Raw genomic sequence first — 12,527 nt, 5'->3', positions numbered from 1 at the left:
ATCCAGCACGGTTATTTATCAGGGCAGACGAAGTCTGCGCGGCTGGCTAAGGTTGTCCTTGGACATCTCAGCCGGCCAAAACACATTTGAAGGACGGGTCATGACACAGGCGGGACGCCAGGGTTCACCACGTAACGGTTCGGGACGCGGGGGGAACGAACGCAACAGTTCACAGCGCAACCCGGCACAGGGCGGCAGCGTCAGCGGGGGCTCCCGCGGCGGAGCAGGCAAGCGATCCTCGGGATTCGGCGGGGACCGCCCGCACCGCGCGCCCAAGCCGCGCGAAGAGCGCTTCATCGACCCCGACCTCGCGGGGGACCAGCAGGGACGCGGAGCCGAGCCCGCCAGGGGTGCCAAGCCGTCGTCCCGCAAGCCCGCGGCCCGCAAGCCCGGTGCCGGGAAAGCCCCCGGAACCCCCGGTGCGCTCAAGCCCAAGCCGCGAACGGGCGCTCCCGGAGCAGCCGCTTCCCGTGCTTTCGGCAGCGAACGCTTTGGCCAGAACCTGGGGCCGGTCCGCAAGCCTGCACGGAAGAAAGGTCCCCGGGGCAACGTTCCCCAGTCCGAACTCCACGATGCCGACGGCGTGCGCCTCCAGAAAGTGATGGCCTCCGCAGGAGTCGCCTCCCGGCGCGTCTGCGAAGAGATGATCGCCGAGGGCCGTGTCGAAGTTGACGGCCAGGTAGTCACCGAACTCGGAGTCCGCGTAGACCCCAAGACTGCCGTGATCCACGTTGACGGCCTGCGGATCCAGCTGGACGAAAACCTGGTCTACATGGTGTTCAACAAGCCCAAGGGCGTGGTGTCCACCATGGAGGACCCCGAGGGCCGGCCCTGCATCAGCGACTTCCTGAAGAACAACAAGAACACCGGCGAACGCCTCTTCCACGTTGGCCGGCTCGACGTCGCCACCGAAGGCCTGCTGCTGCTGACCAACGACGGCGAACTCGCCAACCGGCTCACCCACCCCTCCTACGAGGTTCCCAAGACCTACCTGGTGCAGGTGCGCGGACCGTTCCCGCAGGGCGTTGGCGCCCAGTTGAAGGCCGGCGTCGAGCTGGAGGACGGCTTCGCTTCCGTTGACTCCTTCCGCCTGGTGGACTCAACCCCGGGCCATGTGCTGATCGAGGTTGTACTCCACTCCGGCAAGAACCGCATTGTCCGGCGCCTGTTCGACGCCGTTGGCTTCCCGGTCCAGCGGCTGGTCCGCGTCAAGGTGGGCCCCATCGGGCTCGGCGACCAGCGCCAGGGCAGCATCCGCAACCTGGGCAAGCAGGAAGTCGGCCACCTGCTGGCATCCGTAGGGCTCTGAGGCATGTCCGCGTTCAAAAGCCAGGGCCGCGGCCACCTGGATGGCCCGGTGGTGGTCATCGGCACCGGGCTGCTGGGCACCAGCATTGGGCTGGGCCTGCGGGGGCGCGGCGTACCCGTGTTCCTCTCGGACCCGTCGCCCACCAACCAGGCGGTGGCCGTGGACATCGGTGCCGGCCGCCCGCTGCCGGAACTGGGCGATACAGCGCCGCAGCTGGTGGTGGTGGCCGCCCCGCCGGACGTCACGGCCGACGTCGTCCTTGCCGCGCTGTCCAACTACCCGGACGCTGTGGTCATCGACATCGCCAGCGTGAAGGCGGACATCCTGGCCCGGCTGCGGGAATCGGGCGTCGACCTGTCCCGCTACGTGGGGACCCACCCCATGGCGGGCCGCGAAAAGTCCGGCCCCGTAGCGGCGCGCGGCGAGCTTTTCACCTCCATGCCCTGGGTGCTCTGCCCGTCCGAGGAAACGTCCGGTGCCGCTCTGCAGGTGGCCCGCTCGCTCGCCTCGGACCTGGGGGCCGTCGTCTCGCAGTTCACGGCGGACGAACACGACGAAGCCGTGGCACTGGTCTCGCACCTGCCCCAGGTGATGTCCTCACTGCTGGCCAGCCGGCTGCAGGGAACTCCTCTGCACGCGTTGTCCCTGGCAGGCAACGGACTGCGTGACGTCACCAGGATCGCGGCCAGCGACCCCACCCTGTGGGTCCAGATCCTCGGCGGCAACGCGGACAAGGTGGTGGAGATCCTCTACGGTGTCCGGGACGACCTGAACCGGTTGATTGGAACCCTGGAGAACCCCACCGCACCCGGGGCCCGGCTGGACCTCGCGCAGCTGATCAGCGAGGGCAACGCCGGCCAGGCGCGGATCCCCGGGAAACACGGTGGTCCGCCGCAGGCTTACGCGTGGCTTACCGTCCTGGTGGATGACAAGCCTGGCCAGATCGCCCGGCTGCTCACCGAGATCGGGGAGATCGGCGTCAACCTGGAGGACATGCGGCTTGACCACTCGTCGGGCCAAAACGTGGGTATGGTGGAAATCTCCGTGTTGCCGAACAAGCACGACCACTTGATCGAAGCTCTCAACGACCGCGGATGGCGGGTACTTCAGTAATGACACAGGAACTCCTCGAATCCATGCGCGCCCTGCGCATCGGCCGGCCGCTGGTGGTTGCCATCGATGGGCCTTCAGGCTCCGGAAAATCCAGCGTGAGCAAGGAAGTTGCGCGCAGGCTCCGGCTGGCCTACCTGGACACCGGCGCCATGTACCGTGCCCTGACCTGGTACTGCGTGACCGAAGGCATCGACCTTGAGGACGGCGCGGCGGTGGAGCAGGCATCCAGGGACTTCGTCCTGGAACTGAGCACCAGTCCCATGGAGGAATATGTCCGGGTGGGCGGCGTGGACGTCACCGACGCCATCCGTGAGCCGGCCATCTCCTCCGCCGTCAGTGCCGTCGCCACCACCCTGGGCGCCCGGACCGAACTGATCCGGCGGCAGCGGGACCTGATCGAAAAGCACCACCGCCGGATGGTGGTGGAAGGCAGGGACATCACCACCGTCGTCGCGCCCGGCGCCGAGGTGCGCATGCTCCTCACCGCCAGCGAGGAAGCCCGCCTGCGCCGGCGGGGCATCCAGCTGGGCGGTACCCAGAACGCCGAGCAACTGGCAGCCCAGGTCACGCACCGCGATGCCAAGGACTCCACCGTGGTGAACTTCACGCAAGCCGCTTCCGGGGTGGTGACGCTGGACTCCTCGGACCTCGACTTCGAACAGACCGTGGATGCCGCCCTCGTCATCGTCACCAAGGTCCTGAACCGTGACTGACGCCGGGGCCGGCCTGCCGTCCGGGCTGACCACGGCATGGAGCAGGCCGGTGGGCTGGATCCTTGACCACCTGGTCTACCGGACCACCGTGACCGGCAGGACCAATGTCCCCACCGGCGGACCGGTGATCTTCGCAGGCAACCACATCAGCTTCCTTGACGGGCCGGTGATGTTTGGCGCCGCGCCGCGGCCGATGCACATCCTGGTGAAGCAGGAGATGTTCAAAGGTTTCCTGGGCCGCGTGCTTACCGCGTCCGGGCAGCTGCCCGTGGACCGCCGCGGTGACCGCGCAGCGCTGCAGCGCTGCAAGGACGTGCTCGACGCCGGGCGCTGCGTAGGGATTCTTCCGGAAGGGACGCGGGGGAGCGGCGCAGCCGCGGACATCAACGGCGGCGTGGCCTGGCTGGCGCTGAATTCCGGAGCCCCCGTGGTGCCGGTAGCCATCCTGGGCACCCGCCAGGGCGATGAGCACCTGGACTTCGTCCCACGGCCCGGGCGGCGCTTCCACGTCAGCTTCGGATCGGCCCTGACCCTGGCCCGCCGCGCCGGCGAAACTGGCCGTGCTTCAATGGACAGGGCCGCGCAGGACATCCGTGCAGCGCTGGCAGGGCACGTCCAGGACACCATTCAACTCAGCGGGCAGACCCTGCCCTTCGCTGACCACAAAGACTTGACAGCAGTAGCCGGGGACGCCGGCAGATGACCACTAAGGACAGTGCAATGAGCGACACCACCCAGGCTTCCGGGCACTCCGGCGCCGACGACGAATACACCCCCACCGGCACCGACCAGGTTGCAGAGCGCCTGGCGGCGATTGGGGACGACGAGGCCGAGCTCCGCGCCGCCTCCCTCCGGGCCGGCCTGGAGGACTACGAGCTGGACGAGGACGACGCCGCCCTGCTGAGCGGCGAGTACGGCGACGAGGACCTCGAAGGTCCCCTCAAGCTGGACCCCGTCCTGGCCATTATCGGACGTCCGAACGTGGGCAAGTCCACCCTGGTGAACCGTATCCTGGGCCGCCGCGAAGCGGTCGTGGAGGATACTCCCGGCGTAACCCGCGACCGCGTGATGTACTCCGCGAACTGGAACGGACGCAACTTCACCCTGGTGGACACCGGGGGATGGGAACACGACGCCCGCGGCATCCACGCCAGGGTCGCGGAGCAGGCCGAGATGGCCGTGGAACTCGCTGACGCCGTCCTGTTCGTGGTGGACTCCGCCGTCGGCGCCACCGCCACGGACGAAGGCGTCATGAAGATGCTGCGCCGCAGCAAGAAGCCGGTCATCATGGTGGCCAACAAAGTGGACGACTTTGCCCAGGAAGCCGACAGCGCAGCACTCTGGGGCCTTGGCTTCGGCGAGCCCTACCCGGTGTCGGCCCTGCATGGCCGCGGGGTGGCCGACCTCCTGGACCACGTCATGGATGTCCTGCCCGAGTTTTCCACCGTTGAAGGCGTGGAACGCTCCGGCGGTCCGCGGCGTATCGCCCTGATCGGCCGCCCGAACGTGGGCAAGTCCTCGCTGCTGAACAAGCTCGCCGGATCCGAACGCGTGGTGGTGGACAACACCGCCGGCACCACCCGTGATCCGGTGGACGAATTCATCGAACTCGGCGGCCGCACCTGGCGCTTCGTGGACACCGCCGGCATCCGCCGCCGCCAGCACATGGCACAGGGCGCGGACTACTATGCCTCGCTCCGGACGCAGGCCGCGCTCGAGAAGGCGGAGGTCGCCGTCGTGCTCCTCGCCGTGGACGAGGTCCTCAGCGAACAGGACGTCCGCATCCTCCAGCTGGCCATCGAGTCCGGCCGCGCCCTTGTCCTGGCCTTCAACAAGTGGGACCTGCTCGACGACGAACGCCGCCGCTACCTGGAGCGCGAAATCGAACAGGACCTGGCACACGTTGACTGGGCGCCGCGGGTCAACATCTCGGCAAAGACCGGCTGGCACAAGGACCGCTTGGTCCCGGCCCTGGACCTGGCACTGGAGAACTGGGACCGGCGTATCCCCACCGGGCGCCTCAACGCCTTCCTGGGTGAACTCGTTGCCGCACATCCGCACCCGGTCCGCGGCGGCAAGCAGCCCCGCATCCTCTTCGGCACCCAGGCCTCCAGCCGTCCGCCGAAGTTCGTGCTGTTCACCACCGGGTTCCTGGATCCCGGGTACCGCCGCTTCATCACGCGGCGCCTGCGCGAGACCTTCGGATTCGAGGGCACGCCCATCGAGGTGAGCATGCGCGTCCGCGAGAAGCGTGGCCGGAAGCGTTAATTGCGACACACCTTGGGGCTGATCACCGGAAAGTGTCACTGGCACCCCTCCGGATCGTGTAAGCTCTTCTAGGTGGTTCGGCCGGACTGCTGATGAAAATCTTCGGATTTGAGTTCAGCGGAGAACGGCGGAACCAGCGGGCTGTAGCGCAGCTTGGTAGCGCACTTGACTGGGGGTCAAGGGGTCGCAGGTTCAAATCCTGTCAGCCCGACCAAAAAGCGGAAAGCGCCGGAGAATTTCTCCGGCGCTTTCCGCTTTTTTGGGTTTCATGGTCATTCCCGGCTGCGCACCCTCACGTGGACACATCACCCCGGGAGCCGGGGGTGAATTGTCCGGTTGGGGGTGTCCTGGGTGGTGCAGGGCATGGTGGACAGTCAGCCGAGGGCCGCGTCGAGGGTGACGAAGCCGTAGCCGGCCGCCCGGAGCTGGGAGATCACCTGGGGGAGGGCCGCTGCGTCGAGCGTTGAGCCGTCGTCCGGGTTCGAGCCGAGGTGCATCAGGACGATCTCACCGGGCTGCGCGGAAGCCATGACGCGCTGGACGATAAAGTCCGGGCCGCGTGTTCCGTTCATAGTGCCTTGCCAGCCAAGGGTGTCGACGGTCCACCGGACCGCCGCGTAGCCGGCGCCGTTGACGTCGGCGATCGTGCGCGAATCGCGGGCGCCGAACGGGAAGCGGAAGAACGGGAGCGGGTCGCCTCCTGCGGCCTCGATGGCCCTCTGCGCGCCACCGATCTCGGCCGCGATCTGGGCGTCGGTCAGGGTGGTGAAGTCCGGGTGGGTCATGGAGTGGTTGCCGATTCGATTCCCCGCGTTGTAGATCAGGGCCGGGTCGGAGGGGAACTGGTTGACCCAGTTTCCGGTGAGGAAGAATGTGCCGGGGACCCCGTTGGCTGTGAGGGTGCTGAGGATCGATCGCAGGCCGGCGTCGTTGGCGCCGGCGTCGAACGTGAGTGCGACAACCTTCTGCGTGGTCGGAATCCGCTCGAGGTCCACGCCCAGGAGCGCTGATGGGATGCTGGTGTAGATGACCTCAATCCTGCTGCTGGCCTCATGCCACAGGATCGAACCGTGCTGGAAGTCGCTGCGGCGGCCGCCCGTGATGCCATACTCGTCGCTGGTCGGGTAGCCGAGCCTGCTGTGCTCCCAACCGAGTGCCGTCCACTGGGCGCGGATGGCTCCATGCACCTCGTGGGCTCCGGTGGCGGGGCTCCAGTACATCGAGCCCCCGGCGAAGTGATTGAACCTGCCAACTCCGTCTGGGGTGGCGGTTTCGTCGGTGAGGGGGAAGCCGAGGAAGCCGGCCGGGCCGCCGAGTTCTGCGTAGTGTCCGCCGATTGAGCCGTGTATTTCGTGGGCTCCGGTGGCGGGGCTCCAGTAGATGGTGCCGCCGGCGAAGGTGTTGTAGCGGCCGGCGGCGCCTGGGGTGGCGGTTTCGTCGGTGAGGGGGAAGCCGAGGAAGCCGGCCGGGCCGCCGAGTTCTGCGTAGTGTCCGCCGATTGAGCCGTGTGTTTCGTGGGCTCCGGTGGCGGGGCTCCAGTAGATCGTGCCGCCGGCGTAGTTTTGGGCGCGGCCCCCAGCGATGTCGTATGGGGTGCCGACGGGCGCTCCGAGGAACGATGCGCCGCCGCCGAGCTGCTCATAGTGCTGGACGATCGCGTCGTCGCCAACCTGCTGGACCGCTGCCGACGCCGCAACGCTCCGCTGCGAGGCTGCCGCTGACGCCGTGGCCGCGGGCGGACCCAGAGCCGTACCGCCGAGGCCACCGCCGAGGGCGAGGACCAAGGCCATTCCGAGGACGGCGGGTCGGGACCGGCGCATTGTGACCCCTTCGTACTGACCGAGACATGCAAGCCTTGATCAAGACGCTACGCCCCGGGGGCGTGTCCGGGCAGGACCGGAAGTCCCGAATCTGCCCGGGCAGGCCGTGCAACGCCCCGGGTGCCTGATCTTCCTACTTCAGGAACTTGGACGTGCGCCGGTCAGCCAGGATCTTGCCCTTGGTCTGGCAGGTGGGGCAGTATTGCAGTGCGGTATCCGCAAACGACACCTCACGGACGGTGTCGCCGCAGACCGGGCAGGGTTGGCCGGCACGGGCGTGGACCCGCATATGGCTGCGTTTGACGTCCTTGAGATCCTTGGGCGGCTTGCCGGCCGCTTCCGCCAGCGCTTCGCCCAGTACGCTGTGGATGGCGTCGTACAGCACCTGTACGGTCTCCCGGTCCAGTGACTTCGCGATGGCGAAGGGCGAGATGCGGGCCGCGTGCAGGATCTCGTCGCTGTAAGCGTTGCCGATCCCCGCGATGACGCTCTGGCTGCGCAGGAGGCCCTTGATCTGCTGCGAACTGCCGGCCAGGATCTCAGCCAGCATGCCGGCGTCGAACGCCTCCGTGAAGGGGTCCGGGCCCAGCGAGGCGATGCCCGGCACCTCCTGCGGATCACGCACCACGTAGACAGCCAGGCTCTTCTTGGTGCCCGCTTCCGTCAGGTCCAGCCCGCGCGGACCATCCGGCCCGGAGAAAGCGCACCGGACCGCGATGAGGCCCTTGCCCATCCGGAGCTGGCTGTCGGCGGGGGAGTCCGTGAAGCGCACCCAGCCGGCCCGTGCCAGATGGAACACCAGGGAAATGCCGTCGGTATCGATGCTGATGAACTTCCCGAACCGCCGGACGCCGGACACGGTACGGCCCTCGACCGCGTTATAGGGAGGATCGGCCGTCTTGAGCACGGCAAAGGAGACAACCTGCAGTTTGGTGACCACGCAGCCACGCAGCTGTTCATCAAGGAACGCGGCCAGGCCTGCGACTTCCGGCAGTTCCGGCATGGCCTACCCCACCTTCCCCAAAGATGCTGCACCGGTGCTTGCACTCATGGGTTCCATCTTGTCAGAAAGGCCCGTGCCGGCCCCGGCAGTTATGCCTATACTTTCAGCGGCGGCCCGATTTCCGGGCCCCTTGTGACATTGGCGCGTACCCCGATGAAAGGCCCCCCATGAGCAACATTCCCGAAGACCTGTCCTACACCGCCGAACACGAGTGGGTTACCGCCCCGAATGCCGACGGCGTGGTCCGCGTGGGAATCACGGATTTTGCCCAGGACGCGCTCGGAGACGTCGTCTACGCCCAGATGCCCGAGGTCGGCACGAAGATTACGGCAAACGAAGTGGTGGGTGAGGTTGAGTCCACCAAGAGCGTGAGCGACATCTACGCACCCGTTTCCGGCGAAGTCGTGGCCCGCAACGACTCCCTGGACAGCGATTCGGCCCTGATCAACACCGATCCCTACGGCGACGGCTGGCTCATCGAGATCAAACTGGCCGAACCTGACGCCGTTGAGTCTTTGCTCAGTGCATCCGAGTACGAACAACAGGTAGGCTAAAGCTAACCGGTATTTCCGGTCCGGCCCCGCGTCGCGGGCATGGCGTCTGCGCACGTCAGAGCCCGGATCGGGAGCCGGCGCCGGACCTGCCGGACAGGACCGGAGACTAACCGTTGGTTGTGGGTTGAGTGCCCGCAACGTCTAAGAGGAGGAATCCATGGCTGGCCACAGACACAACCCTGCCGATGGGGAATACGGCACGGGTGCGGCTAGGTCGTCGGAGACCACCTCGATCCATCTCACCCCCGTCACTGACGAACCCATCATCGCGCCCAAGCTGTCCTCGGAAGAGCGCAACTCGGTGGAGGCCCTGCCTGCCGGCTCGGCGTTGCTCGTTGCCCACAGCGGCCCGAACGCCGGTGCCCGGTTCCTCCTGGATTCGGATGTGACCACCGCGGGGCGCCACCCCGACGCCGACATCTTCCTGGACGACGTCACGGTATCGCGGCGCCACGTGGAGTTCCGGCGCACCGCCCGCAGCTTCGAAGTGGTGGACAAGAACAGCCTCAATGGCACGTACGTCAACCATGACCGCGTGGACAGCGTGGAGCTGAAGTCCGGCAGCGAAGTCCAGATCGGCAAGTTCCGCCTCACCTTCTACCTGAGCCCTGCCACGGCTGCAGGCCGCAGCTGAACCGGGGACCGCTGCCTGTGGCAATGGCACAACCGGAACGCCGGGGCCCCCAGGTCCTGAACATTGGTGAAGTCCTCGCCCAGCTGAGCGCCGACTTCCCGGGCATGACCGCGTCGAAGATCCGCTTCCTGGAGGAAAAAGGGCTGATCAACCCGCGGCGCACCCCCGCCGGCTACCGGCAGTACTCGGATGGCGACGTGGAGCGGCTGCGGTTCGTGCTGGCCCTGCAGCGGGACCAGTACCTGCCCCTGAAAGTGATCAAGGACTACCTTGACGCCATCGACAGGGGAGAGCGGCCGGAGAACCTGCCCCCCGGCGTCGTGGTTTCCCCCCGCATTGTCTCCGATGAACTGGCCGCCGAACTGCAGAACCGTGGCCGCAAGCTGAGCGAGGAGCAGCTCCGTACAGAGTCCGGCGCCAGCGTACCCCTGCTGCAGTCGCTCCTGAGCTTCGGCCTCATCAGCCACAGCAACGGCCAGTTCGACGAGCACGCCCTCCAGGTGGCCCGCGCCTGCGTCCAGCTGGAAAGCCACGGCCTGGAACCACGGCACCTGAGGCCCTTCCAGGCAGCAGCCGAACGGGAATTCGGCCTGGTGGAACGCGCTGTCGCGCCCCTTGCCTCACGCAAGGACTCGGCATCCCAGGCACGCGCGGCAGAGGCGGCCCGCGAGATCAGCGATCTTTGCCTCACCCTGCACCGGGCCCTGGTGCAGGACCACATCTCACGCATGGACATCTGATGATCGAAGTCGAGATTGTAGGCGTTCGCATCGAACTGCCTTCCAACCAGCCGCTGGTCCTGCTCAAAGAGATGCACGGCGAACGCCACGTTCCCATTTGGATTGGCACCCCGGAAGCCAGCGCCATCGCCCTGGCCCAGCAGGGCGTGGTCCCGCCCCGGCCCATGACCCACGATCTCCTGGTGGACGTGGTGGAGTCGCTGGGCCACTCCGTGGTCAGCGTCAACATCGTGGCCGTGGAGGACAACATCTTCTACGGGCAGCTGCAGTTCGAGAACGGCACCACTGTGAGCTCGCGCGCCTCGGACGCGCTGGCGGTTGCGCTGCGCGCCAAGTGCCGGATCTGGTGTGCCGATTCCGTAATGGACGAGGCAGGCGTCCGCATTACAGAGCACGACGAGGGGGAAGACGCCGAGCCGGGCCCCACCGTGGACGAGGAGCGCGAACTGCGGCGTTTCCGTGAATTCCTGGACGACGTGGAACCAGAGGACTTCGACGGCTAAGGTCACGTTAGGTTAAAGTTAAGGCTGAAAGTTTCGACACGCCTCTTCGAAGCCCCCGAGGTCTTTGACCTCGGGACCCGCCGGGCCTAACGTCGAAGTATCAAGTTCCCTTGCTTACGGCAGCCGCGCAAGTCACACTGGAAAGTGCGCCCCGCGGAGAAATTACACCCATGGTCTTCATGCCAAGGATGCTGTATCAGTTCCGGGGGAGCGTACGACAAGGAGGATCCAGGTGAGTCCCAAAGGCGAAGCAGGCGGGCTTAAACAGCCCACGGCTGGTGTTGCTGTGCCCGTGAGTGGTGCCCAAGGCCTCCTGTTCACCGAAGACCTGCCGGTACTGGATGAAGACGCCGGCTACCGTGGCCCCACTGCCTGCAAGGCCGCAGGCATCACCTACCGCCAGCTCGATTACTGGGCCCGCACCGGACTCGTCGAACCGGCCGTCCGCGGCGCCGCCGGCTCAGGCTCGCAGCGGCTCTACGGATTCCGCGACATCCTGGTCCTCAAAGTGGTCAAAAGGCTCCTGGACACCGGAGTTTCCCTCCAGCAGATCCGCACCGCCGTGGAACACCTGCGGGAGCGCGGCGTTGAGGACCTGGCACAGATTACGCTCATGAGCGACGGCGCCAGCGTCTACGAGTGCACCTCCGCCGATGAGGTCATTGACCTGGTGCAGGGCGGCCAGGGCGTGTTCGGCATCGCAGTGGGACGCGTATGGCGCGAGGTCGAGGGCAGCCTCGCATCGCTGCCCAGCGAGCACGCCGCCGAACAGTCCTTTCCGGACGACGAACTGAGCAAGCGCCGGGCAGCGCGGAAGATCAGCTGACCCACCCGCACCCATACGAATCAGGGGCCGCCCTCCAGCTGGAGGGCGGCCCCTTATCCGTTTAAGCGCTGTGGTTTCTGCGGCCTGCGGAACGTCCCGGTCAGCGGGCGCGGCTGCGGAGGCCGCTGCCGGCCGTCATCAGGTTGGACAGCAGGTCGTCAAACAAACCGGCCGCGGACTTTGCCGAATCACCCGGCCAATGGTGGACGGGGTGGGCTGCGCCCTGGATCTGCTGCCAGTTGGCCTGCTCAGGAATGCGCGGGCTCAGCAGGAGTTCGCCGAACATGGACTCCATCTCCGCAAGCCGGTAGGTGTGCTCGGAGGAACCGCTCCGGACCCGGTTGGCAACGATCCCTGCCGGCGAAAGATTGGGCGCAAACTCCTGCTTGAACAGCTGGATGGCCCGCATGGTGCGTTCGGTACCGGCAACAGAGAACAGGCCCGGCTCGGCCACCAGGGCCACTTTGTCACTGGCCGCCCAGGCCATGCGCGTCAGGCCATTGAGCGAGGGCGGGCAGTCGACCAGGACCAGCTGGTAGTCCGCGGCGCCGGCGAGCACGGCGGAAAGCCGCCGGAGATCGCGGCGGCCAAGGTCCGGCCGGTCGTAGATACCGGTGTAGGCGGAGCCGACGGCGACATCCAGGACGGCGGGCCTGGAACCGTTGGAGGGGGCGCGGTCGGCCCAGCTGCTCCGCACCACGTTCTCAGCCAGCTTCGCCCGGCGCGGGCTCTTCAGCATCCTGCCGATATCCAGCTGGTCACCCGGCTGCACGCCTAGGGCGGTGGTGGCGTCGGCGTGCGGATCCAGGTCCACCACCAGCGTGCGTACTCCTGCGGCCAGCGCCGCAGACGCCAATCCTGTGGTGACGGAAGTCTTGCCGACTCCACCCTTGAGGCTGCTGATGCTGACTACTTGCACTTGAGAGACCAAAACCTAACGCCGGATGCCGTGTTGGGGGTAATGTTTGCCTCGGCAGAGCCGAAGCCGGACGGTCCTGCCGCCCTACTCATCATATGTTGATGCGTCGGCGAATCCTGCTTTAT

At 66.8% G+C, this 12,527-nt stretch carries 12 protein-coding genes, 1 tRNA gene and 1 pseudogene; 11 read left to right on the top strand and 3 right to left on the bottom strand.

The features are described from left to right. Nucleotides 1-100: 100 nt before the first annotated feature. From AB0280_RS20355 to AB0280_RS20330, 6 genes and pseudogenes are all read left to right on the top strand, one after another. Nucleotides 101-1,309 (top strand): pseudouridine synthase, encoded by a 1,209-nt coding sequence (locus tag AB0280_RS20355; RefSeq protein WP_307489746.1) that lies wholly within the window; start codon nt 101-103, stop codon nt 1,307-1,309. 3 nt (nt 1,310-1,312) lie between these two features. Further along, nucleotides 1,313-2,422: a prephenate dehydrogenase gene (locus tag AB0280_RS20350; protein ID WP_307489744.1), complete on the top strand. Its 1,110-nt coding sequence runs from the start codon at nt 1,313-1,315 to the stop codon at nt 2,420-2,422. Further along, nucleotides 2,422-3,135 (top strand): (d)CMP kinase, encoded by a 714-nt coding sequence (cmk, locus tag AB0280_RS20345; protein WP_159632267.1) that lies wholly within the window; start codon nt 2,422-2,424, stop codon nt 3,133-3,135. Before AB0280_RS20350 ends, cmk begins: the two co-directional genes overlap by 1 nt. After that, nucleotides 3,128-3,845 (top strand): annotated as a pseudogene (locus tag AB0280_RS20340) (lysophospholipid acyltransferase family protein). The gene cmk and the pseudogene AB0280_RS20340 overlap by 8 nt, the downstream one beginning before the upstream one ends. A 10-nt stretch (nt 3,846-3,855) precedes the next feature. Then, on the top strand, nt 3,856-5,403 hold the full coding sequence (gene der / locus AB0280_RS20335) for a ribosome biogenesis GTPase Der (protein WP_159632266.1): 1,548 nt from the start codon (nt 3,856-3,858) through the stop codon (nt 5,401-5,403). 137 nt (nt 5,404-5,540) lie between these two features. Beyond that, nucleotides 5,541-5,617: transfer RNA gene (locus AB0280_RS20330), tRNA-Pro, on the top strand. Nucleotides 5,618-5,777: 160 nt separating this feature from the next. Here AB0280_RS20330 and AB0280_RS20325 read toward each other — a convergent pair. Then, nucleotides 5,778-7,223: a polysaccharide deacetylase family protein gene (locus AB0280_RS20325; RefSeq protein ID WP_366368556.1), complete on the bottom strand. Its 1,446-nt coding sequence runs from the start codon at nt 7,221-7,223 to the stop codon at nt 5,778-5,780. A 133-nt stretch (nt 7,224-7,356) separates the two neighbouring features. Continuing rightward, nucleotides 7,357-8,226 (bottom strand): Fpg/Nei family DNA glycosylase, encoded by an 870-nt coding sequence (locus AB0280_RS20320; RefSeq protein ID WP_307489739.1) that lies wholly within the window; start codon nt 8,224-8,226, stop codon nt 7,357-7,359. Nucleotides 8,227-8,393: 167 nt separating this feature from the next. Between AB0280_RS20320 and gcvH the strand changes: the two genes are divergently transcribed. The 5 genes from gcvH to AB0280_RS20295 all read left to right on the top strand — a co-directional run bounded on the left by gcvH (nt 8,394) and on the right by AB0280_RS20295 (nt 11,483). Continuing rightward, nucleotides 8,394-8,780, top strand: coding sequence for a glycine cleavage system protein GcvH (gene gcvH, locus AB0280_RS20315; RefSeq protein WP_159632264.1), 387 nt, complete (start codon nt 8,394-8,396; stop codon nt 8,778-8,780). Between the two features lie 157 nt (nt 8,781-8,937). Beyond that, nucleotides 8,938-9,414, top strand: a complete 477-nt coding sequence (locus AB0280_RS20310; protein ID WP_159632263.1) for an FHA domain-containing protein — start codon at nt 8,938-8,940, stop codon at nt 9,412-9,414. A gap of 23 nt (nt 9,415-9,437) precedes the next feature. Beyond that, nucleotides 9,438-10,154, top strand: a complete 717-nt coding sequence (locus AB0280_RS20305) for a MerR family transcriptional regulator (protein WP_018763526.1) — start codon at nt 9,438-9,440, stop codon at nt 10,152-10,154. Then, entirely contained in the window at nt 10,154-10,657 is a 504-nt protein-coding gene (locus AB0280_RS20300) for a bifunctional nuclease family protein (RefSeq protein WP_056331728.1), read from the top strand. Before AB0280_RS20305 ends, AB0280_RS20300 begins: the two co-directional genes overlap by 1 nt. A 232-nt stretch (nt 10,658-10,889) precedes the next feature. After that, a complete protein-coding gene (locus AB0280_RS20295; RefSeq protein WP_018763528.1) occupies nt 10,890-11,483 on the top strand; it encodes a MerR family transcriptional regulator in 594 nt (197 codons plus the stop codon). 100 nt (nt 11,484-11,583) lie between these two features. Here the strand turns inward: AB0280_RS20295 and AB0280_RS20290 are convergent, their stop codons facing one another. After that, the gene (locus AB0280_RS20290) at nt 11,584-12,402 is read right to left on the bottom strand and encodes a ParA family protein (protein WP_159632262.1); all 819 of its coding nucleotides are present in this window, start codon (nt 12,400-12,402) and stop codon (nt 11,584-11,586) included. Nucleotides 12,403-12,527: the final 125 nt, after the last annotated feature.

The organism is Pseudarthrobacter sp. 902506025 (assembly GCF_040702325.1).
Taxonomy (GTDB): Bacteria; Actinomycetota; Actinomycetes; order Actinomycetales; family Micrococcaceae; genus Arthrobacter.
Note: the sequence above shows the minus strand (reverse complement) of the source record. Positions and strands in the feature narration are given on the sequence as shown.

What these genes read in the sequence shown, in the direction of transcription:
- AB0280_RS20355 (WP_307489746.1), top strand. Translation starts at nt 101, where the DNA reads ATGACACAGGCGGGACGCCAGGGTTCACCACGTAACGGTTCGGGACGC.
- AB0280_RS20350 (WP_307489744.1), top strand. Translation starts at nt 1,313, where the DNA reads ATGTCCGCGTTCAAAAGCCAGGGCCGCGGCCACCTGGATGGCCCGGTG.
- cmk (WP_159632267.1), top strand. Translation starts at nt 2,422, where the DNA reads ATGACACAGGAACTCCTCGAATCCATGCGCGCCCTGCGCATCGGCCGG.
- der (WP_159632266.1), top strand. Translation starts at nt 3,856, where the DNA reads ATGAGCGACACCACCCAGGCTTCCGGGCACTCCGGCGCCGACGACGAA.
- AB0280_RS20325 (WP_366368556.1), bottom strand. Translation starts at nt 7,223, where the DNA reads ATGCGCCGGTCCCGACCCGCCGTCCTCGGAATGGCCTTGGTCCTCGCC.
- AB0280_RS20320 (WP_307489739.1), bottom strand. Translation starts at nt 8,226, where the DNA reads ATGCCGGAACTGCCGGAAGTCGCAGGCCTGGCCGCGTTCCTTGATGAA.
- gcvH (WP_159632264.1), top strand. Translation starts at nt 8,394, where the DNA reads ATGAGCAACATTCCCGAAGACCTGTCCTACACCGCCGAACACGAGTGG.
- AB0280_RS20310 (WP_159632263.1), top strand. Translation starts at nt 8,938, where the DNA reads ATGGCTGGCCACAGACACAACCCTGCCGATGGGGAATACGGCACGGGT.
- AB0280_RS20305 (WP_018763526.1), top strand. Translation starts at nt 9,438, where the DNA reads ATGGCACAACCGGAACGCCGGGGCCCCCAGGTCCTGAACATTGGTGAA.
- AB0280_RS20300 (WP_056331728.1), top strand. Translation starts at nt 10,154, where the DNA reads ATGATCGAAGTCGAGATTGTAGGCGTTCGCATCGAACTGCCTTCCAAC.